Below are 19,815 nucleotides of genomic sequence, written 5' to 3' on the forward strand. Positions count from 1 at the left end.
CAGTGAAAAGGCCCGCATCATGCGGGCCTTTTCCGTTTCAGCAGGTGCGGTGTTGCGATCAGAACCTGATCCCGGCACTTCACCCGCTGCAGTCCGGCGATTTGCTAGAACGGGGGCCTCGCCCCGATCCGACGCCGTCAATGCACCTGCCAAGCCACTCCCTGTCCAAGGTCCGCAAGCACATGGCGCGGCTGGAGAAGAGCTTTCCTGCCGTGCTGCTGCGCCGCTTCATCGATGCGGACGTCATGACGCAGGCCGCCGCGCTGGCTTTCTATGCCCTGCTCTCCATGGCGCCGCTGCTGGTCCTGCTGCTATGGCTGACGGCCTCGCTGTACCCGCCCGCGCAGGAGGCGCTGCTGGGCCAGATCAACGATGTGGCCGGCACCAGTGCCGCCTCGGTGGCGGAGACCGTGCTCAGCAATGCCAACAACCAGCCGGACATCGGCACGCTGGCCGGCGTGTGGAGCACGCTGCTGCTGTTCATCGGTGCAACGGCGGTGTTCGCCCAGCTGCAGAACGCCCTGAACCTGATCTTCAACACCAGCGGCGAGCGCCTGGACGGCATCGTGCCGTGGCTGCGCAAGCGCGTGTTCTCGTTCGGCGTGGTGCTGGCGCTGGGCTTCCTGTTGATCCTGTCGATGACCGCGACGACCATGCTGCAGGTCGTCTTCGCGCACCTGCCCTCGGTGCTGCCGGCGATCGGCTACCTGACCAGCCTGGCGCTTTACACCGTGGGCTTTGCCTTCCTCTACCACTACCTGCCCGACCGCCGCGTGGCGTGGCGGCAGGCCTTCATCGGCGGTGCGATCACCTCGGCCCTGTTCGCACTGGGCCGCTATGGCATCGGCCTGTACATCGCCACGGTCGCGCCCGGCAGCGCGTATGGCTCGATGGGCGCCCTGGTGATCTCGCTGGTCTGGATCTACTACGCCACCGTGGTGTTCTTCGTCGGTGCGTTGATGACCTCGGTGATCGACGAGCGCCTGCGCGCCCACGCCTACCTGGCCCAGGCCGGTGTCGAGCCGCCGAAACCGGGCGAACCGGCCGGCACCTAGTAGACTAGCGGTACCCCCGCTTCCGCGCGTGGCCGTGACCGGCCATGCCCCTGCCTGCTGCCCATGGCCCGTATCCCCGACGCATTCATCGACGACCTGCTGGCCCGCTCCGACATTGTCGAGGTAGTGGGCAGCCGCGTGCCGTTGAAGCGCCAGGGCAAGGAATATGCGGCACGCTGCCCGTTCCATGACGAGCGCTCGGCGTCGTTCACGGTCTCGCCGACCAAGCAGTTCTATCACTGCTTCGGCTGCGGCGCGCATGGCACGGCGATCAGCTTCCTGATGAACTACGACCGCCTCGAGTTTCTCGACGCGGTCGATGAGCTGGCCAAGCGCGTCGGCATGGAAGTGCCGCGCGACACCCAGCCGCGCACCGCGCAGCAGCAGGACGACAGCCGTGATCTGTACTCGGCGCTGGATGCGGCCACGCGGTTCTTCCAGACCGCGCTGAAGGGCAGCGACAAGGCGCGCGCCTACTTGGACCAGCGCGGTGTCGATGAAGAGAACCGCGAGCGCTTCGCCATCGGTTACGCACCGGACGGCTACAGCGCGCTGAAGGATGCGCTGGGCAAGGACGAGCGGCGGATGAAGCTGCTCGACCGCGCCGGCCTGTTCTCCAAGAACGATCGCGGCCACGTTTACGACAAGTTCCGCGACCGGGTGATGTTCCCGATCTTCGATCGCCGTGGCCGCGTGATCGCGTACGGCGGCCGCGTGATGGAGAAAGACGACGGCCCGAAGTACCTCAACTCACCCGAGACCGCGCTGTTCCACAAGGGCCGCGAGCTGTACGGCCTGTGGCAGGTGCGCCAGGCCAACCAGAAGATCGAGCGGCTGATCGTGGTCGAGGGCTACATGGACGTGGTCTCGCTGTTCCAGTTCGGGGTCACCCAGGCGGTGGCCACGCTGGGCACGGCGACCACGCCGGACCACGCTGAGCTGCTGTTCCGCAACGCGCCGGACGTGTTCTTCTGCTTCGATGGCGATGCCGCCGGTCGTCGCGCCGGCTGGCGTGCGCTGGAGTCGGTGCTGCCGCGCATGAAGGACGGCCGCCAGGCCTTCTTCCTGTTCCTGCCCGATGGCGAAGACCCGGACACCATCGTGCGCAAGGAAGGCCGCGAGGGCTTCGATGCACGCCTGCAGCAGGCCACGCCGCTGTCGCAGTTCTTCTTCGACGAGCTCACCCGTGAAGTCAACATGGGCACGCTCGACGGCAAGGCACGCCTGGCCGAACGGGCCAAGCCGATGCTGGCGCAGATTCCCGATGGCGCCTTCGGCGACCTGATGAAGCAGCAGCTGACCACGCTGACCGGCCTGGGCGCCAAGCCCAGCGCGTCCGCGCAGCCCTCGCGCCAACCACAGCGCGCGGTGGCACCGGCACAGCGCCGCAGCCTGGTGCGCGCAGCCATCGCGATCCTGCTGCAGCAGCCCTCGTTGGCGATGACGCTGGAAGGCCACCACTTCACCGGCCTGCGCCTGCCCGGCATCGATCTGCTGACCGAGCTGCTGACCCTGGTCGAGCAGCGCCCGGACATCAGCACGGGCGCGCTGCTGGAGCACTTCGAGGGCCGCGAGGAGCAGGAATCACTGCACAAGCTGGCCGCGCAGACCCTGCCCGGGGATGAGGCAATGTGGACCCAGGAGCTGCATGACGCGGTCGCCCAGCTGGAGAAACAGCTGCTGATGCAACGCCTCGATGAACTTCAGGCAAAGCAGAGCCAGCAGGGTCTGGACGATACTGACAAGTACGAGCTGCGCGAACTGCTCAAGGCGCGCAGCACCATCCGCTTCTGACCGACGGAGCAGTCGTGGCTTCCCACATCGTGAATCCTGCCGCATCGATCGTCCGCCTGCTTCGCCTTGGCATCTTCGCTGCGCTGTTCGCGCTGGCCCTGCCCGCCGCGGCAGCGGAACTGCCGTTCGCGCAGCCACGACCGCAGCTCTACACCGCCGGGCAGCCCAGTGCCGCTGAGCTGCAGCAGGCCGCCGCGGCCGGGGTCACCACCCTGATCGACCTGCGCCAGCCCGGCGAAGTGCGTGGCTTCGATGAAACCGCCGCTGCCGAACGCCTCGGCCTTCGCTACGTGCGCATCCCGGTCGCCGGTGCCGCCGGCCTGACCGAGGCGAATGCGAAGGCCCTGCGAACCGCGCTCGCACAGAGCCAGGGGCCGGTGCTGCTGCACTGTGCCTCCGGCAACCGCGCCGGTGCGCTGCTGGCACTGCTGCAGGCACGCGAGGGCGCCTCGGTGGATGACGCACTCACGTTCGGCCGCGCCGCCGGCATGACCTCGCTGGAAGCACCGACCCGTGTCCTGCTGGAGCAGGACGCCGCGCGGTGACCCTGCCCTTCTTCCCCCGCTTACTTCCCTGCTCTACAGGAGCCTGCCCACCATGACCCGCTGGTGGTCGCGCCTGCGACCGGACAACTTCACCCTCGCCCTGCTCTGCACCGTGCTGTTGGCGTCCTTCCTGCCGATGCACGGCGCCGCCGCGATGGTGCTCGACGATGTCACCGACGTCGCCATCGCCGCGCTGTTCTTCCTGCACGGCGCGCGCCTGCCGCGGGAGTCGATCGTCGCCGGCCTGCTGCACTGGCGCCTGCACCTGACCATCCTGGCCTGCACCTTCGTGCTGTTCCCGCTGCTGGGGCTGATGTTCAAACCGCTGGATGGCTGGCTGCTGACCCCGGAGCTCTACATCGGCGTGCTGTTCCTGTGCGCGCTGCCGTCCACCGTGCAGTCCTCGATCGCGTTCACCTCGATCGCGCGCGGCAACGTGCCGGCGGCCGTATGCAGCGCCTCGCTGTCGAGCATCCTGGGCGTGTTCCTGACCCCGCTGCTGCTGGCCCTGCTGGCCGGCACCGAGGGCGGCATGCACAACCCCGGCCAGGCCATCATCAGCATCATGCTGCAGCTGCTGGTGCCGTTCGTGGCCGGCCACCTGCTGCGCCCGTGGATCGCCCGCTGGGTGGAAAAGCAGCGCGCCCTGCTGCGCTACACCGACCAGGGCACGATCCTGCTGGTGGTCTACTCCGCCTTCGGCGAAGCCGTCAGCGAAGGACTGTGGAGCAAGACCCCGCTGCTGTCGCTGGTGAGCGTGGCGGTGGTGGCGGCGGTACTGCTCGGCATCGCGATGCCGCTGATACGCTTCATCGCACGCCGGTTGGGCTTCAACCGCGAGGATGAAATCACCATCCTGTTCTGCGGCTCCAAGAAGAGCCTGGCCACCGGCGTACCGATCGCCAAGGTGCTGTTCGCCGGCGGCAGCCTCGGTGCGATCGTGCTGCCGATCATGATCTACCACCAGATCCAGCTGATCGTCTGCGCGATGATCGCGCAGCGGTATGCGCGTGATCCGGTGGAGCCGCAGGACTGAGCGCACACCGCGCCTGCGCGCGTCACGACCAACGGTCGTGACCTACCGCGGGTGGGGGCGCGAGCGACATCACCCGCGGTAGGTACCGACCGTTGGTCGGTACGGCACCCTACAACCAGGGCAGCATCCAGTGGTCCACCATCAGGAAGGCGAACAACGCCATCAGGTAGACGATGGAGTAGCCGAACATCTTCATCGAGAACAGTTCGTCCGGCGGGTTGAGCATGCGCCAGGCGTACCAGAGGAAGACCGCGTTGAGCACGATCGCGCCGCCGAGGTAGAACATGCCGCTCATGCCGAACACGACCGGCAGGATGCTGACGATGGCCAGTGCGATCGAATAGACCATGATCGACTTGCGGGTATACGCCACGCCATGGGTCACCGGCAGCATCGGGATCTCCGCCTTGGCGTAATCCTCGCGGCGGAAGATCGCCAGCGCCCAGAAGTGCGGCGGGGTCCAGATGAAGATGATCAGCACCAGCAGCGACGCGTAGGCCCAGTCCCACGGGCCCTGCATGCCGGTGATCGCGGCCCACCCCAGCATCGGCGGGGTGGCGCCGGCGAGGCCGCCGATGACGATGTTCTGCGAGGTCGCGCGCTTGAGGTACACGGTGTAGATCACCGCGTAACCGATCAGCGAGGCGAAGGTGAGCACGGCGGTGATCACGTTGACCCAGACCACCAGGATCGTCATCGACAGCACGATCAGCAGGCCGGCGAAGACCAGCACCTGCCACGGCTTTACCTTGCCCACCACCAGCGGGCGCCACGAGGTGCGCGCCATCTGTGCATCGATGCGCGCGTCCAGCAGCTGGTTGATCGCCGCGGCGGCCGAGGCGGCCAGCCAGATACCGAGGAAGCCGAGGGCGCCGTCCAGCGCCTGCTGCGCGGTCGGCACGCCGGGGATGGCCAGGAACATGCCCACCAGCGCGGTGAACACGATCAGGGCGACGACCTTGGGCTTGGTCAGATCCCAGTACTGACGGTAACTGGCCATGCCGTCAGCCTGCCTGCACGGCAGGGGACGCAGCGCTGGCCTTGCCACCATCGGCATCCGGCGCACGCAGGCGCGCCAGCAGCGTCACCAGCACGAACAACAGCGCCACGGCGCCCCCGCTGTGCGCGACGGCCACTTCCAGCGGCACCGCCAGCTTCACGTTGAGGATGCCCAGGGTGATCTGCAGCACCACCAGCAGGCCCAATGCGCTCGCCCAGCCGCGCATGCTCGGCAGGCGGAACAGGCGCACGGAGAGCCACAGCAGGTAGACGGCCACCACGATCGCCATCAAGCGGTGCGCCATCTGGATCGCGATGCGCGACGCGCCATCGAGCACGCCCCCTTCGTAATCCACGCCGATGCCGCGCCACAGGGTGAAGCCTTCCTTGAAGTCATGCGGCGGCCACCACTGGCTGACGCAGCGCGGGAAGTTGTCCAGCGAGGCGCTGCCGCCACCGCAGGCGAGTGCGGCGTAGTTGGCGCTGACCCAGCCGCCGAGGGCGATCTGCGCGACCAGCACGGCCACGCCGGCGCGGATCAGCCATTTCAGCTTCGGCGCTTCGGCGAGAGTGATCGGCATATGCGTGGCGCGCCACGCCATCCACACCAGCAGGCCGAACATCAGCATGCCGCCGAGCAGATGGCCCATCACCACGATCGGCTTGAGCAGCCAGGTGACCGTCCACATGCCGAGCAGCGCCTGGAAGATCACCACCGCCAGCGTCAACAAGGCCGCGCGGGCCAGGTCGATGTTTGTCCATCGCAGTGCGGCGATCAGCAGGATCGCCTCGCCGATGATCGCCAGGATGCTCGCCGGAACGTGCATCCCCATCATGTACAGCGGTATGCCGGTCGCCACCAGTACACAGGCGGTGATCACCGCGGTGCTGCCCCAGCGACGACGGCGCGTGGCCAGCAGCGCCAGGGTGAGAATCTCGATGCCGAGTGCGCCGGCGAGGAAACGGTGCACCTGCTCGCGCCACGCCTTGTGCGTCTCCAGCGGGCGGATCTTGGCGGCCTCGTGGCCGATGACGTCCGCGGCGTGCTGCGGCCAGGTGACGCGGCCATAGCAGGTCGGCCAGTCCGGGCAGCTCAGGCCCGCATCGGACAGACGCACGAACGAACCGAACATGATCGTGCTGGCGGTCATGATCAGCGCAAACCACGCCAGACGGTGGAAATTGCGGTGCAGCACCGGGCGTGCGGAGAGGCTCATCTAAACGGAACTCACTTCAGTTTCAGCAGCGTGGCCAGGTCTTTGCGCAGACCGGCCATATCGAATCCCGGCGCGTACCGCATGATCACGAATCCATTGGGATCGATCACATACACAGGCGTGCCGGCGGCGTCATCCACGGCGGGCAAAGCGGCACGCAGGTCCGGTTGGGCGCGCAGCGCGCGCAGTGCGGGCATGCCCTGGACCTCGGCCGGCGGCGTGCCCAGCCACAGGATCTCGACATTATCGGCGTTATGGCCGAACAGCTGCCACACCTTGCCCAATCCCTGCGACAAAGTGACGCACTCGCTGGTACAGCTGGCAGACGGGGCAACGAGGATCCGCCAGGTGCGATCGTTCGGGTTCCACGGGTACGGCCGACCATCGGCCAGGGTGGGCGGCAGCGCGCGCAGATCCGCCGGCGGCTGCAGCAGCTCCCCGGTATTGCGGTGCGAGGTCGGCTGCCAGCCGGAGAAGCGCAGCACGCCCGCCAGCGCCATGGCGCCGAAGAACACGCCGAACAACGCGATCAGGGTCCAGCGGCCGCGTGAACGGGACGGCAGCCGTGCCGGGGAAGTGGCATTCATGGGCGGCATTTTCTCATGTTGAGCCGGTCAGCGCCGGGGAGTGCCACGCCGGCGGCGATGGCGACGGAATTCCAGGACCAGCGCGACCACCAGCACGGTCAACGCCAGCCCGAACCATTGCACGGCGTAGCCGAGATGGCGACTGGGCGGCAGCGTATTGGGCAGCAGCTCCAGATCGCGCGCGTAACCACCGGGCAGCGCCGGATCGAGCCGCAGCACGCGCATCGCCAGGCTGCCCGGCGGCAGCGACAGCGCGCGGGCCATGTCATCGGGTGGCATCCGGCTGGCCAACCACACGGCCGCCTGCGGGACGGGCGACAGCGCCGGCCCCAGGGCCAGGCCGGTGGCCGGCGGTGGCGCGAGCAGGCCGCTGATGGCCGTGTCGCCGGTACGCGGGGTGATCGACGGCACGACCCGATCAGGCGGCATCGGCAGCCAGCCGAGATCGACCAGCACCTGAGCGCCGTCATCACTCTGGAACGGCTGATAGACCTTGATCCCGGCGCGGCCTTCGCGGGTCTGGTTGTCGAGCAGGATCGTGCCGGGCAGGAAGCGACCGCGATCCTCCACCCAGCGCAGCCGCGGCGGCGCGGCCTGGGCCTGGCGCAACGTGAGCGACTGCGCGCGCGCGGGCACCTGCTGGGCCAGCAGCGCCTCTTTCTCATGCATGCGCTGCAGTTGCCAGCGGCCCAGCTGGCAGAACGCGAGGATGACGAGCAGCGCGGCGATCCAGCCGATCAGGCGTGTGTGCTTGCGCATCATGACAACGCCGGCAAAACGCGGTGATATAGGCACACCCGCCACGCCATCGAGCCGCGCATGAATGATTCGTTGAAGACCCTGCTGGTAATCGCGTTTCTGATCGTCATCGTCTGGAATCTGGGCGCCGGGCTGTATTACCTGCTGGTCGATCGCGGCCAGACCAAGCGCACCGTCAATGCGCTCACCCGCCGCATCGCGGTGTCGGTGGCGCTGATCGTGCTGGTGGTCATCGGCATCTACAGCGGTTGGATCAAGCCCCACGGCATCGGCGGCTGAGGCCGCACCGGCGTCGATGCGGCAGGACGTCGCGCCGACGCTACAGCACGTAGACGAACAGGAACAGCATCAGCCACACCACGTCGACGAAGTGCCAGTACCACGCGGCCGCTTCGAAGCCGAAGTGGTTGTCGCGGGTGAAATGGCCTTTCGACGAGCGCAGCCACATCACCGCCAGCATGATCGTGCCGAGCAGCACGTGCACGCCGTGGAAGCCGGTGAGCATGAAGAAGGTCGAGCCGTAGATGCCCGAGCCCAGGGTGAGGTTGAGTTCCTTGTAGGCGTGGATGTACTCCTCCGCCTGCAGGGTGAGGAAGCCCACGCCGAGCAGCACGGTGATGCCCAGCCAGACCAGCAGCTGGCGGCGGTGCCCGGCCTTGAGCGCGTGATGCGCGATGGTCAGGGTGACGCCGGAGGTGAGCAGGATCAGCGTGTTGATCAGCGGCAGGCCCCAGGCCGGGATGGTCTGGAAGTGCCCGCCGATCGCGCCGGGGCCATTGGTCGGCCATGCCGCCGAATAGCCATCCCACAACAACTCGTTGGTCATCACCCCGTCGCCCGCACCGCCCAGCCACGGCAGGCCCAGGTTGCGGGTGTAGAACAACGCGCCGAAGAACGCGCCGAAGAACATCACTTCCGAGAAGATGAACCACACCATCCCCATCCGGAACGAGCCGTCCACCTGGCGGTTGTAGCTGCCAGCCTGCGATTCGCGCACCACGTCGCTGAACCACCAGAACAGGGTCAGTACCAGCATCGCGATACCGGCGTAGAAGGTCCACTTGCCCCAGCCCGAATCGTTGAGCCAGCTGGCCACGCCGACCATGGTCACCATCATCGCGATGGAACCGATGAACGGCCATTTGCTGTGCGTGGGCACGAAGTACACGTTCGCATCGGGGCTTTGCTGGGCCATGGTCTTGGGTCCGGTCCGGATCAGGGAGCTGCACGCGCGCCGGTCGGCAGGCTGGCCGGGGCCAGCTCCGCGGACAAGGCGTCGTTCTTGTAGAAGGTGTAGGACAGGGTGATCGTGGTGATGTTGGCCGGCAGGTCGGGATCGACGATGAAGCGCACCGGCATGTCGCGCTTCTCACCGGCCTGCAGGGTCTGCGCGGTGAAGCAGAAGCACTCGGTCTTGCTGAAGTAGCCCGACGCCTTGGCCGGCGCCACCGAGGGCACCGCGCTGCCGACCAGCGCGCGGTCGCTGTCATTGCGCGCGAAGTACAGCGCTTCGTTGAGCTCGCCGGGCACCACGTCCATGGTCAGCTGTTCGGGATGGAAGGCCCAGGGCAGCTTGGAATTCACCCCGCCATCGAACTCGACCCGCACCGTGCGCTTGCCGGTGGTCGCCGCCGTGGACGCAGCGGCGCCAGGGCCCCGCTCCAGGCGCACGCCGAACACCTTCTCGCAGGCGATGCGGTACAGCGGCACCAGCGAAAAGGTCAGCACGAACACCGCCAGCGCCACCCCGATCAGGCTGGGCAGGCCCGCGTGACGTGCGGGGGCGGCCGGGCGCGGATCGCTCATCGCCCGATCACCCCGCTGAGGATGAAGCCGGCATAGACCATCACCGCGACGATGCCGACCGCCCACGCGGTGCGATGCGCACGACGGCGCTGCAGGGCCTGCTCATCCGGAGTACGCGTTGTGCTGGTCACGAGCGGCCTCAATGGGTGATGTCGTCATGGGCCAGATCACCCGGACGGATGGTCGGCGGTGTGGTGAAGGTGTGCGCCGGTGCGGGCGAGGGAATCGTCCACTCCAGGCCACGTGCGCCTTCCCAGCAGCGGTCGGCGGCCTTCGCGCCGTGGCGCAGCGAGTGCCACAGGATCGCGGCCATCATGAAGGGCGTGACGAACATGCCGAACGCACCGATCGAGCTGATCAGGTTCCAGTCGGCGAAGGCCACGCTGTAATCGGGGATGCGTCGCGGCATGCCGGCCAGGCCGAGGAAATGCTGCGGGAAGAACAGCAGGTTCACGAACACGATCGACCACCAGAAGTGCACCTTGGCCCAGGTTTCGCTGTACATGCGCCCGGTCCACTTCGGCCACCAGTAGTACACCGCGGCGATCAGCCCGAACACCGCACCGGTGACCAGCACGTAGTGGAAGTGCGCGACCACGAAATAGGTGTCGTGGTACTGGAAGTCGGCTACCACGATCGCCAGCATCAGGCCCGAGAAGCCACCGATGGTGAACAGGATCACGAACGCCACCGCCCACAGCATCGGCGCTTCGAAGGTGAGCGAGCCCCGCCACATGGTGCTGACCCAGTTGAACACCTTCACCCCGGTCGGGATGGAGATGAGCATCGTGGCGAACATGAAGTAGATCTCGCCGCCCAGCGGCATGCCCACGGTGAACATGTGGTGGGCCCATACGATGAAGGACAGGAAGGCGATCGCGGCGATCGCGTAGACCATGGCCTGGTAACCGAACAGCGGCTTGCGGCTGAAGGTCGGGATGATCTCGCTGACCACGCCGAACGCCGGCAGGATCATGATGTAGACCTCCGGGTGCCCGAAGAACCAGAAGATGTGCTGGTACATCACCGGGTCACCGCCACCGGCGGCATTGAAGAAGCTGGTCCCGAAGAACTTGTCGGTGAGCAGCATCGTCACCGCACCGGCGAGCACCGGCATCACCGCGATCAGCAGGAACGCGGTGATCAGCCAGGCCCAGCAGAAGATCGGCATCTTCAGCAGGTCGATCCCGGGGGCGCGCATGTTGAGCACGGTGGCGATGATGTTGATCGCCCCCATGATCGAGCTGATGCCGGCCACGTGGATGGCGAACACGCTGAAGGCCACGTTGTAGCCACCCTGCAGCGACAGCGGCGGGTACAGCGTCCAGCCACCGGCGGGGGCGCCGCCCGGCAGGAACAGGGTCAGCAGCAGCAGGCTGAAGGCCACCGGCAGCAGCCAGAACGACCAGTTGTTCATGCGCGGCAGGGCCATGTCCGGCGCGCCGATCTGCAGCGGGATCATCCAGTTGGCCAGGCCGACGAAGGCCGGCATCACGCCACCGAAGATCATCACCAGCGCATGCACGGTGGTCATCTGGTTGAAGAACTCGGGCTTGACGAACTGCAGGCCCGGTTGCGCCAGTTCAGCGCGGATGATCACGCTCATCGCCGCGCCGATGATGAACATGATGAAGCTGAAAAGCAGGTAGAGCGTGCCGATGTCCTTGTGGTTGGTCGAGAAGAACCAACGCTCGAAGAACCCCTGCTGATGCCCGTGATGCCCGTCGTGGTCAACTGCGGAATGCGCCATCGCAACTACACCTCACTGTATCCGGTGGTACCCGCATCCGCCGGTTGGCGGACGCGGCTCGATTTCAGGCGTTGCTGTCTGTTGCTGCAGCGGCCGGCTCGCTGGCCGGTGCCGGGGTGGCCTCGGCCGGGGCGGCCGGTGCAGGTGCCGGAGCCGCCTCGGGTGCGGGTGCGGGTGCAGGGGCAGGCTTCTTCGAGGCCAGCCACTTCTGGTAGTCCTCCTTGGAGACCGCCTCGACCACGATCGGCATGAAGCCATGGTCCTTGCCGCACAGCTCGGCGCACTGGCCGCGGTACACGCCGACCTGCTCGATGTTGGTCCAGGCCTCGTTGATGAAGCCGGGGATCGCATCCTGCTTCCAGCCCAGCGCCGGCACCCACCACGCGTGGATGACGTCGTCGGAGGTGATCACGAAGCGCACCTTGGTATCGACCGGCAGCACCAGGCGGTTGTCGACATCCAGCAGGTAGTGCGGATGGCTGTCGCGGGTCGGCACGACGCCACTCTGGCGCACGCGGTCGGACTCACGGTCCAGGCGGCTGGTGAAGCTGACGTTCTCGCCGAGGTATTCGTACTTCCACATCCACTGATAGCCGGTGACCTTGACGGTCATTTCCGAATCGCGGGTGTCGTAGAACTTGATCAGGTTGGCCGTGGCCGGCCACGCCATCACTACCAGGATGATCACCGGGATCACGGTCCAGATGACCTCGGCCTTCGTGTTGTGGCTGAAGGTGGCGGCGACCGCGCCCTTGGATTTGCGGAACTTGAAGATCGCGTAGAACAGCGCGCCGAACACCAGCACCCCGATCACGGTACAGACCCACAGCGAGAACAGGTTGGACTCCCACGCCAACCGCGAGCTCTGGGTCACCCCCTTGCCCATGTTCAACTGCCACGGTTTGGGGTCGGCCGCCTGGGCCCACGCCATGGCCGGCGCCAGCAGCGCGACCCCGCTCAACACTGTCTTCCCGAACGTACTGCCCCACTTTCTGCATTGCTTCATTGCCTAGACCCTTAGCGTCGTCGGTTGCGGCCGTCATTGGCCGCGAGCAAGCCTTCTAGTTTCTGAGCCAGTACCTGGCGTTCGGCCGGTGCGAGGAAACTCCCCACGTCCACCTGCCTACCGCTGGATGCCAGCCGGACTCTGCGTTCATCGGCGATCAGCCTCACCCAGTGCGGGTGGGCGCTGAACACCGGCGAATGCCCGGGTGCGGGAATCACTTCCACGCACGCCGGCACTACCCGGATCTCTTCCTGCCGTTCTCCGCTGCGCCACACCGTGCGCAGCGCCACTGCCAGCAACGCGCTGTACAGCAGAGCAAACACGGGGGCGAATACGTTGCCGGTGAACCAGCCCAGGCCGGCCGCCAGCCACATCACCCCCGCCAACACCACAAACAACAGGACGAACTGCCGGGCATCGAGCGCCCGTGGGGGACGCAGCCGCAGTTGCGTCCCTGATCCGTCCGGAGCGATGAGCACCTCGATCATGTCGCAACCGCGTTTTTCCTGCCGCGGGAAACGTCTCGATGGTAGCCCTGCTCTCCAGCGAGTAGCAAGGGTCCATTCACAGTTTCAGGAATGGTGCAATACAGCATCGACTGCGGCGGCCGTTTTGACGAAAACAGCACAATAAATGGCAGGCACGTCGAATCCGCCGAATCCCCCTGTATGAAAGGCTATGCGGCGGATGCGGCCAGCCACGGAAAGCGCTTGACTCGCCCAAAAAACGATTAAAATGGTCAAGTTCTCCACGAGCCGACCGGCATGACTGCATCTTCTGTCCTTCCCCCCGCCCCGGCATCGTCCGGCGCCGCCCGCCCGCCGCTGCTCTCTCCTGAGCTGCCGGCCGTTCCCAATGCGTTCCGCCAGGCGATCACCGATGCCTGGTTGAAGGACGAGGCCACCCATGTGCGCGAGCTGCTCGAGCAGGCACGCCTGCCGGCCGCCGAGCAGGCCAAGGTGCAGGCCACCGCTGCCGACCTGGTCAAGCGCGTGCGCGTCCGTGCCCAGGACCAGGGCGCGATCGAAGCCTTCATGCGCCAGTACGACCTGGGCAGCGAGGAAGGCGTGCTGCTGATGTGCGTGGCCGAAGCCCTGCTGCGCATTCCGGACCAGGACACCGCCGACAAGCTGATCCGCGACAAGCTCGGCGACGCCGACTGGAAGAAGCACATGGGCGGCAGCGACTCGGTGCTGGTCAACGCCTCCACCTGGGGCCTGATGCTGACCGGCCGCCTGGTCCAGATCAACGATTCCACCCGCGCCGATGTGCCGGGCGCGTTCAAGCGCCTGATCGGCCGCGTGGGTGAGCCGGTGATCCGCCTTGCCGTGCGCCAGGCGATGAAGATCATGGGCCATCAGTTCGTCATGGGTCGCACCATCGACGAAGCGCTGTCGCGCTCGCACAAGGGCGACAACGCCAGCTACCGCTATTCGTTCGACATGCTCGGCGAAGGTGCGCTGACCATGAAGGACGCCAAGCGTTACCTGGAAGACTACCGTCGCGCGATCCACTCGATCGGTGGCGACCACAAGGCCCGCGGCGGCCGTCCGGATGGCGACGTCAATTCGGCACCGGGCATCTCGATCAAGCTCTCCGCGCTGTACCCGCGCTACGAGCACGCCAAGCGCGCACGCGTCATGGCCGACCTGGTCCCGGGCGTGCTCGAACTGGCGCAGCTGGCCAAGTCCTATGGCATCGGCTGCACCGTCGACGCCGAAGAAACCGACCGCCTGGAGCTGTCGCTGGACATCATCGAAACCGTGGTCAACGATGCCTCGCTGGCCGGCTGGGAAGGCTTCGGCGTGGTCGTGCAGTCGTACCAGAAGCGCACCCCGTACACGATCGATTACCTGGCCGACCTGGCCCGCCGCATCGGTCGTCGCCTGCAGGTACGCCTGGTCAAGGGCGCGTACTGGGATGCGGAAATCAAGCGCGCACAGATCGAGGGCCTGTCGGCGTACCCGGTGTTCACCCGCAAGCAGAACACCGACGTGTCCTACCTGGCCTGTGCCAAGCGTCTGTTCACGCACAGCGATGCGATCTACCCGATGTTCGCCACGCACAACGCGCACACCATCGCAGCGGTGCAGGCGATCGCCAAGGGCGGCCAGTACGAGCACCAGAAGCTGCACGGCATGGGCGACGACCTGTACGCCGAAGTGGTGCCGGCCGACCGACTGAACGTGCCGTGCCGCGTGTACGCGCCGGTCGGTTCGCATGAAGACCTGCTGCCGTACCTGGTGCGTCGTCTGCTCGAGAACGGCGCCAATTCCAGCTTCGTCAACCGCATCACCGACGACAACGTGGCCATCGACGACCTGATCCGCGATCCGGTCGAAGTGGTCTCCTCGTTCGCGTCCATCCCGCACCCGAAAATCCCGCTGCCGGTCGATCTGCTGCGCAGCCAGAACCATGACAGGAAGAACTCCATGGGCGTCAATCTCGCCAACGACAACGATCTGCGCGCTCTGGCCGATCAGCTCAACGCCGCCGTGAAGCCCTGGCACGCCGCGCCGCTGGTGCCGGGTGCCAACCCGACCGGCGCGCCGTTGAACGTGACCAACCCGGCCGACACCCGCCAGGTCGTCGGCCAGTGGCAGCCGGCCGACAGCGCCACCGTCGAGAAGGCGCTGGCCAATGCCGTGGCCGCGCAGCCGGCCTGGAACCGCACCCCGGCCGCCAGCCGCGCGGCGATCCTGGAACACGCCGCCGACCAGCTGGAAGCGCGCCTGCCCGAATTCATGGCGCTGTGCGTCAAGGAAGCCGGCAAGAGCCTGCCCGACGGCATCGCCGAAGTGCGCGAAGCGGTCGACTTCCTGCGCTACTACGCCAAGCAGGCCCGCGAGCAGTTCGGCCATGCCGAAAAGCTGCCGAGCCCGACCGGTGAATCCAACGAACTGCAGCTGCATGGCCGCGGCGTGTTCGTCTGCATCAGCCCGTGGAACTTCCCGCTGGCGATCTTCCTCGGCCAGGTCAGTGCTGCACTGGCCGCCGGCAACAGCGTGATCGCCAAGCCGGCCGAACAGACCAACCTGATCGGCTATTACGCGGTGAAGCTGCTGCTGGACGCCGGCGTACCGGAAGGCGTGCTGCAGTTCCTGCCGGGCGACGGCGCCACTGTCGGTGCGGCCCTGACCGCCGACCCGCGCGTGGCCGGCGTGGCCTTCACCGGCTCGACCGACACCGCCCGTGCGATCAACCGCGCGATGGCCGCACGCGACGCCGCCATCGGTGTGCTGATCGCCGAAACCGGCGGCCAGAACGCCTTCATCGCCGACTCCTCGGCGCTGCCGGAACAGCTGGTCAAGGATGCGATCGGTTCGGCGTTCACCTCGGCCGGCCAGCGTTGCTCGGCCGCGCGCGTGCTGTTCGTGCAGGACGACATCGCCGACAAGGTGATGACCATGCTGTCCGGTGCGATGGCCGAACTGAAGGTCGGCGACCCGGGCCTGCTGTCCACCGACGTCGGCCCGGTGATCGATGCCGATGCGCTGCAGATCCTCAAGGATCACGCGGTACGCATGGAGAAGGACGCCCGTCTGATCGCCGCTGCCTCGCTCGGCGAAGACGCCGCGCACGGCACCTTCTTTGCCCCGCGTGCGTACGAACTGAAGAACCTGGACCAGCTGCACAAGGAAATCTTCGGGCCCGTGCTGCACGTGATCCGCTGGAAGGGCGATCAGCTCGACGCAGTAATCGACCAGATCAACGCAACCGGCTACGGCCTGACCTTGGGCGTGCATTCGCGCATCGATGAAACCGTCGACCGCATCTCCTCGCGCATCAACGTCGGCAACGTGTACGTCAACCGCAACCAGATCGGTGCGGTGGTCGGCGTGCAGCCGTTCGGCGGCCAGGGCCTGTCGGGCACCGGCCCGAAGGCCGGCGGTCCACACTACCTGCTGCGCTTCGCCACCGAAAAGACCGTCACCGTGAACACCACGGCGGCCGGTGGCAACGCCTCGCTGCTGACCCTGGGCGACTGATTCCCGGCGTCCTGTGTTGAACGAAAAACCCCGCGAAAGCGGGGTTTTTTGTGGGTATTACTCTTCGATCGACTCGATCTCGTCGCGCATCAGCAGCTCGTTGCCCATGTAGCGCTCGAACCGGATGCGGCCGAACCCGGCGGCGTACCACGCCTCGATGCGGCTGTCTTCGAAGGTGGCAGTGACGTGGCAGGTGTCCTTGAAGGTACGCGGCTGGTAGCCGACCTCCGCTTCCACGTCCTCGAAGCCGACGAAGGTGTAGTCGGAGAAGCCGTCATAGTCGATCGGCTCGACGGTGTCTTCGGCATGGTTCGTGCGCTCGCCCTTGCCGTTGACTTCGAAACGATCGCCCGGCTTGGCGTTCGCCGGGAACGTCGGCGCGGGCTTGAAGACGTCGGTCATCACCGGCTTGGCGCCGTCGCCACCCCAGGCGGACATGCCAAGGCGCTCCTGGCCGAGGAGCTGGCGGCCGCTCGCATCGTAGTAGCTGGCGCTACCGACACCACCGCCGGCACTGTTTACCTTGATCGCCTGCTGGCCGGCGAACGTGGCCTTCTCGATGGTCAGTGTTTCATCACTGGTGGACCACGACAGGCCCGGGGTCAACGTAAAACAGGTGGCGAACTCCGGTGCAGCCAGGGCCGGCAGCGAGAGACCGGCCAGGCCAAGGGCGAGCGCGGAGCGCAGAAGCAGAGACGACATATACAGATCCTTGTCAGCAGGCACGGGACGGCAGGGGCGCCGTCCGGGCGGGGATTGTACGTCGTGTTCGATGTCATTCCGGCGTTCTTTCCTCCGGCCAACGCGACGCCGCGCCAGCTGCGCTGATCCGCCCGGTGCACGCTGCAGGCAACAAAAAACCCCGCTTTCGCGGGGTTTTCTGCTGCTGCGTTCAACCGATCGGTGACGCGTCGATCAGAACTTGTAGTTGAACGAAGCGGCCAGGACGTCGCCACGGACCTTGTACTTACCGTTCAGCGAGTTGCCCTGGTTGTTGGTGGTGCCACCGATGATCACGTCCGGATCCTTGGTGAACAGGTGGGTGTAACCGAAGTTGTATTCGGTGTTCGCCGACGGGGTCCAGCCCACGCCCATCGACAGCCACTTGCGGCTGGTGTCCGGCACGCGCACGTCGCGGTGTGCGTTGGTGGTCGGGGTCTGGTCCAGCGCGACACCGCCACGCAGGGTCACGGTGTCGCTCAGCTTGAAGTCGGCACCCAGCGAGACGAAGGTCGTATCGCGGTAGCCGAACTCCAGCACCGAATCGGGCTGGCTGGAGGCATAGTCGATGGTGACCTGGTCAAACGCGGTCGACCAGGCGGTACGGGTGACATCACCCATCACGGTCCAGCGGTCGTTGACGTTGTGGGTGACGCTCAGGGTGGCCGAGGCCGGCAGGGTCAGCGTGGCCTTGCCCGAGGTGCTCACGAAGTTGCCCGGCTGGGCGCGGGCCAGCACGGCGGCAGCGTTCTGCGGCACGTCGAAGGTGGCATCGCCGCCGGTGATCTTGTGCTCGACCTTGGAGCGGTAGCTGATGCCGATGTGGGTGTTCTCATCGGGGCTGAACAAGCCGCCGACGGTCCAGCCCACGGCGTTGTTGTCACCTTCAACGGTCAGCTTGCCATCGGCGCTGCCCGGGGCGAAGCCCGGAACGCGGGCCTGGGCCAGCGCGGTGCCGAAGTCGATCTGGTTGCTCAGTTCGATGGTCAGGTGCTCGACGAACACGGACGCGCCGAAGGACACGTACGGGTTGACGTCGTAGGACGCGGCGAAGCCCAGGTCGATGGCCTTCATGTCGGTCTTTAGACCGCTGTAACGGCCGACCCAGCCATTGTCGTAGTCGGTCTTGAAGCCGAACGGTGCGGTCAGCGAGACGCCGAAGTGCGCCTGCTCGCCGATCGGCATGTGGAAGTACGCGGCCGGGACCGGGGCGATCATGCCGGCGTCGCCACCGTCACCGCCGGTCTGCGGCTGGCCGGTCGGCTTGCGGCCGGTGCCCTTGAACTTGGCCGAGAAGCTGATGGCGCTCAGGTCGCCCTGGACCTGCATGCCTTCGAGCTGGCGCATGCCGGCCGGGTTGACGGCCATGATGGAGGCGTCGCCGGCGGCGCTGCCGGAACCGGCGAAGGCGCGGCCGAGGCCCTTGGCGCTGTTTTCCTTCAGCTGGAAGGCGGCAGCGTTGACGTGGCCCACGGCCAGGACACCGGCAATGCCGACGGCCAGGGCGGTGACGCGGGCAAGAGTGGAAGCGGTATGCATTGTTGGTTCTCTCCGGAAAGCGGTGATGTTGGCAACGCGCGCCTGCGCCGCCCCTCCCCTTGATGGGTCAGGACAACGCGCCGGATTCCCCTCCCGACATACGACGCCGTATGCGAGTATACCGAGAGCGGTTAATGAAACAATAACGTGTGTCGCCCTTGTGGCTATTCATGCTGAACACGACATATCCCCGTCAGCTCAGCTGCCGCGCTAGGCTAGTGCCCGCATGTTCGTGTCGACCCCCTCCCGCAAGAAAGCCGCCTACCGCTGGGCCACTCCCCTGCTGTTCGCCGCGCTGTGGGCGGCCTTCCTGTGGTCGATCTCCCGGCCAGACGATGCCCGCCGCAGCCTGTGGATGGACTGGGGCGCGCTGTCCACCGGCCTGACCCACCCGCTGGACTGGTGGGCGACCCTGCAGGACGGCAGCGTGCTGCGATTGTTCACCGCGCTGTTCCTGCACGCGGACTGGTCCCACCTGCTGGGCAACCTGGTGTTCCTGCTGATCTTCGGGCTGCCGGCCGAGCGCGTGCTGGGACCGTGGCGGCTGATGCTGCTGTTCCTGGTGGGCGGGGCGATCTCCAACCTGACCGCGATCTACACGATGGGCAGCCCGGACCAGATCATCATCGGGGCCAGCGGCGCGGTGTCGGCGCTGATCGGCGCCTACCTGGCGCTGTTCCCGGGCGCGCGGCTGGGCGTGGTGATTCCGTTGGGCCTGTTCCTGGAATTCGTCCGCGCCCCGGCCTATCTGCTGATCGGGGTCTGGGCCGCGCTGCAGGTGGTGTTCGCGTATATCGGCCCGACCTTCGGCATGGTGGCCTGGTGGGCGCACATCGCCGGCTTCGTGTTCGGGCTCGGCTACGGCGTGTATGTGCGCGCGGCGATTGCGCGGCGGCTGCGCAAGCGGCACGGGTTCTGAAGGCATGACCCGGAGCGGATCGGCCGACAGGTCAGCCAACGGGTAGTGCCGGGGGCGGGGGCGGGGCCCCACCTCGTGGATTGAAAATGGACCG

General features: G+C 66.6%; 19 protein-coding genes. 7 read left to right on the plus strand and 12 right to left on the minus strand.

Features of this window, described 5'->3' with window-relative positions:
- Positions 1-140: 140 nt before the first annotated feature.
- The 4 genes from ABE434_RS17790 (at position 141) to ABE434_RS17805 (ending at position 4,430) form a co-directional block, all read left to right on the plus strand.
- Entirely contained in the window at positions 141-1,055 is a 915-nt protein-coding gene (locus tag ABE434_RS17790) for a YihY/virulence factor BrkB family protein (RefSeq protein ID WP_346479753.1), read from the plus strand.
- A gap of 63 nt (positions 1,056-1,118) precedes the next feature.
- Positions 1,119-2,849 carry a DNA primase gene (dnaG, locus tag ABE434_RS17795; protein ID WP_176990537.1) on the plus strand — a complete coding sequence of 577 codons (1,731 nt, stop codon included), beginning with the start codon at positions 1,119-1,121 and terminating at the stop codon, positions 2,847-2,849.
- Positions 2,850-2,920: 71 nt separating this feature from the next.
- The gene (locus tag ABE434_RS17800) at positions 2,921-3,394 is read left to right on the plus strand and encodes a sulfur transferase domain-containing protein (protein ID WP_346479763.1); all 474 of its coding nucleotides are present in this window, start codon (positions 2,921-2,923) and stop codon (positions 3,392-3,394) included.
- Positions 3,395-3,446: 52 nt separating this feature from the next.
- Positions 3,447-4,430 (plus strand): bile acid:sodium symporter family protein, encoded by a 984-nt coding sequence (locus ABE434_RS17805; protein ID WP_176990539.1) that lies wholly within the window; start codon positions 3,447-3,449, stop codon positions 4,428-4,430.
- A 109-nt stretch (positions 4,431-4,539) separates the two neighbouring features.
- Here the strand turns inward: ABE434_RS17805 and cyoE are convergent, their stop codons facing one another.
- From cyoE to ABE434_RS17825, 4 genes are read right to left on the minus strand one after another with little or no spacing between them, the layout of a single operon-like run.
- Positions 4,540-5,430 (minus strand): heme o synthase, encoded by an 891-nt coding sequence (cyoE, locus tag ABE434_RS17810; protein ID WP_346479754.1) that lies wholly within the window; start codon positions 5,428-5,430, stop codon positions 4,540-4,542.
- A 4-nt stretch (positions 5,431-5,434) separates the two neighbouring features.
- On the minus strand, positions 5,435-6,646 hold the full coding sequence (locus tag ABE434_RS17815; protein WP_346479755.1) for a COX15/CtaA family protein: 1,212 nt from the start codon (positions 6,644-6,646) through the stop codon (positions 5,435-5,437).
- An 11-nt stretch (positions 6,647-6,657) separates the two neighbouring features.
- On the minus strand, positions 6,658-7,233 hold the full coding sequence (locus ABE434_RS17820; protein ID WP_346479756.1) for a hypothetical protein: 576 nt from the start codon (positions 7,231-7,233) through the stop codon (positions 6,658-6,660).
- A 27-nt stretch (positions 7,234-7,260) separates the two neighbouring features.
- Complete coding sequence (locus ABE434_RS17825) at positions 7,261-7,995, minus strand: SURF1 family protein (protein ID WP_346479757.1); 735 nt, start codon at positions 7,993-7,995, stop codon at positions 7,261-7,263.
- 57 nt (positions 7,996-8,052) lie between these two features.
- Here ABE434_RS17825 and ABE434_RS17830 point away from each other — a divergent pair, with 57 nt between their 5' ends.
- Entirely contained in the window at positions 8,053-8,271 is a 219-nt protein-coding gene (locus tag ABE434_RS17830) for a twin transmembrane helix small protein (protein WP_019185993.1), read from the plus strand.
- Positions 8,272-8,311: 40 nt separating this feature from the next.
- On the opposite strand, the gene ABE434_RS17835 is transcribed toward ABE434_RS17830, so the two are convergent.
- From ABE434_RS17835 to ABE434_RS17860, 6 genes are all read right to left on the minus strand, one after another.
- Positions 8,312-9,187, minus strand: coding sequence for a cytochrome c oxidase subunit 3 (locus tag ABE434_RS17835; RefSeq protein WP_176990544.1), 876 nt, complete (start codon positions 9,185-9,187; stop codon positions 8,312-8,314).
- Positions 9,188-9,207: 20 nt separating this feature from the next.
- Positions 9,208-9,798 carry a cytochrome c oxidase assembly protein gene (locus ABE434_RS17840; RefSeq protein ID WP_346479758.1) on the minus strand — a complete coding sequence of 197 codons (591 nt, stop codon included), beginning with the start codon at positions 9,796-9,798 and terminating at the stop codon, positions 9,208-9,210.
- The gene (locus ABE434_RS17845) at positions 9,795-9,929 is read right to left on the minus strand and encodes a hypothetical protein (RefSeq protein ID WP_257018790.1); all 135 of its coding nucleotides are present in this window, start codon (positions 9,927-9,929) and stop codon (positions 9,795-9,797) included. Before ABE434_RS17845 ends, ABE434_RS17840 begins: the two co-directional genes overlap by 4 nt.
- An 8-nt stretch (positions 9,930-9,937) precedes the next feature.
- Complete coding sequence (gene ctaD, locus ABE434_RS17850) at positions 9,938-11,548, minus strand: cytochrome c oxidase subunit I (RefSeq protein ID WP_019185997.1); 1,611 nt, start codon at positions 11,546-11,548, stop codon at positions 9,938-9,940.
- Positions 11,549-11,612: 64 nt separating this feature from the next.
- A complete protein-coding gene (coxB, locus tag ABE434_RS17855) occupies positions 11,613-12,554 on the minus strand; it encodes a cytochrome c oxidase subunit II (protein WP_346479759.1) in 942 nt (313 codons plus the stop codon).
- Positions 12,555-12,565: 11 nt separating this feature from the next.
- A complete protein-coding gene (locus ABE434_RS17860; RefSeq protein WP_176990547.1) occupies positions 12,566-13,042 on the minus strand; it encodes a DUF2244 domain-containing protein in 477 nt (158 codons plus the stop codon).
- Positions 13,043-13,318: 276 nt separating this feature from the next.
- Between ABE434_RS17860 and putA the strand changes: the two genes are divergently transcribed.
- The gene (putA, locus tag ABE434_RS17865; RefSeq protein WP_346479760.1) at positions 13,319-16,543 is read left to right on the plus strand and encodes a bifunctional proline dehydrogenase/L-glutamate gamma-semialdehyde dehydrogenase PutA; all 3,225 of its coding nucleotides are present in this window, start codon (positions 13,319-13,321) and stop codon (positions 16,541-16,543) included.
- A 57-nt stretch (positions 16,544-16,600) separates the two neighbouring features.
- On the opposite strand, the gene ABE434_RS17870 is transcribed toward putA, so the two are convergent.
- Complete coding sequence (locus tag ABE434_RS17870) at positions 16,601-17,245, minus strand: hypothetical protein (RefSeq protein WP_346479761.1); 645 nt, start codon at positions 17,243-17,245, stop codon at positions 16,601-16,603.
- A gap of 213 nt (positions 17,246-17,458) precedes the next feature.
- Positions 17,459-18,802, minus strand: a complete 1,344-nt coding sequence (locus ABE434_RS17875) for an outer membrane protein transport protein (protein ID WP_346479762.1) — start codon at positions 18,800-18,802, stop codon at positions 17,459-17,461.
- A 226-nt stretch (positions 18,803-19,028) separates the two neighbouring features.
- Between ABE434_RS17875 and ABE434_RS17880 the strand changes: the two genes are divergently transcribed.
- Complete coding sequence (locus ABE434_RS17880) at positions 19,029-19,721, plus strand: rhomboid family intramembrane serine protease (RefSeq protein ID WP_176990552.1); 693 nt, start codon at positions 19,029-19,031, stop codon at positions 19,719-19,721.
- Positions 19,722-19,815: the final 94 nt, after the last annotated feature.

The sequence above is a fragment of the Stenotrophomonas sp. TWI1183 genome (assembly GCF_039673115.1).
GTDB lineage: Bacteria > Pseudomonadota > Gammaproteobacteria > Xanthomonadales > Xanthomonadaceae > Stenotrophomonas > Stenotrophomonas maltophilia_AA.